The 1,408-nt window shown below is 69.0% G+C and carries 1 pseudogene; it reads left to right on the forward strand.

Annotated elements, in window-relative coordinates:
* The first annotated feature begins 56 nt into the window (after window positions 1–56).
* Window positions 57–1,340 (forward strand): annotated as a pseudogene (locus KPL57_RS56755) (IS256 family transposase).
* Window positions 1,341–1,408: the final 68 nt, after the last annotated feature.

Here is a 1,408-nt window from a genome sequence, read left to right on the forward strand (position 1 = left end):
CTTGAGGCTCTGAAGCAAGGTCTGCGGGTCAACGCCGGCCGGAAGGGTAGACCCCCGTGCTCACCGTAGTTCCTGGAGCTGCTGACACCGATGAACCCCGCCGGGGCGGCGGCTCGCTGATCGACGACCTGGTCCGCGAAGGCGCCCGCCGGATGCTGGCCGAGGCGTTGCAGGCCGAGGTCGATGACTACATCGCCCGCCACGCTGAGGAGCGCGACGAGCACGGCCGGCGGCTCGTGGTCCGCACGCGCACCCACCACCCCCGCGAGGTCCTCACCTCTCGCCGGCGCGGTCGAGGTTGTCGCCCCGCGGGTCGACGACCGCCGCATCGATCCCGAGACGGGCACCGCTGCAGGTTCTCCTCGGCGATCCTGCCGCGATGGTTGCCGCCGCACTCCGAAGATCACCGAGGTGTTACCGCTGCTGTATCTGCACGGACTCTCGACCGGGGACTTCGTGCCCGCGCTCGGGCAGTTCCTCGGCTCCACCGCGGGCCTGTCGGCGTCGATGGTCACCAGACTGACCGAGACCTGGAAGACCGAACAGCAGACCTTCTCCCGCCGAGACCTGTCCGGTGTGGACTACGTCCTACCTGTGGGCCGACGGGATCCACGTCAACATCCGCCTCGAGGAACACAAGCTGTGCCTACTCGTGCTCATCGGAGTCCGCGCGGACGGCGGCAAGGAACTCGTCGCCCTGACCGATGGCTACCGCGAGTCGAGCGAGTCCTGGGCCGATCTGCTGCGCGACTGCGCGCGGCGCGGCATGCGAGCACCCGTGCTCGCGGTCGCTGACGGCGCGCTCGGGTTCTGGGGCGCGCTGCGCGAGGTGTTCCCGCAGACCCGCGAGCAGCGCTGCTGGGTCCACAAGACCGCCAATGTCCTTGCCGCGCTGCCGAAGTCAGCGCATCGGGGGCGAAGAAGGCGCTGACCGAGATCTGGAACGCCGAGGACAAGCGCAGAGCCCTCGACGCCGTGGCCGGCCCCTTCGAGGCCGCCTACCGGGCGAAGTTCGGCAAGGCCGTCACGAAGATCGGTGACGACCTCGACGAACTGCTCGCCTTCTACGACTTCCCCGCCGAACACTGGCAACACCTACGCACCACGAACCCGATCGAGTCCACGTTCGCGACCGTCCGCCACCGCACCCGGGTCACCCGCGGGCCCGGGTCACGCGCGGCCGGACTGGCGATGGCGTTCAAGCTCATCGAGGCCGCCCAGAACGATGGCGCGCCGTGAACGGACCGCACCTGGTCGCCCTCGTCCGAGCCGGAGCCCGATTCGACGCCGGCCGCCTCGTCGAACGACCCGATGCCCACACCCACACCGAAGCCGCCTAAAGATCTTCATCCACAGGTCTTGACGATTGCTCCGATCGCCTGAAGCAGCGGTGATGCGACGAGCGGTC

Source organism: Pseudonocardia sp. ICBG601, from assembly GCF_020496245.1.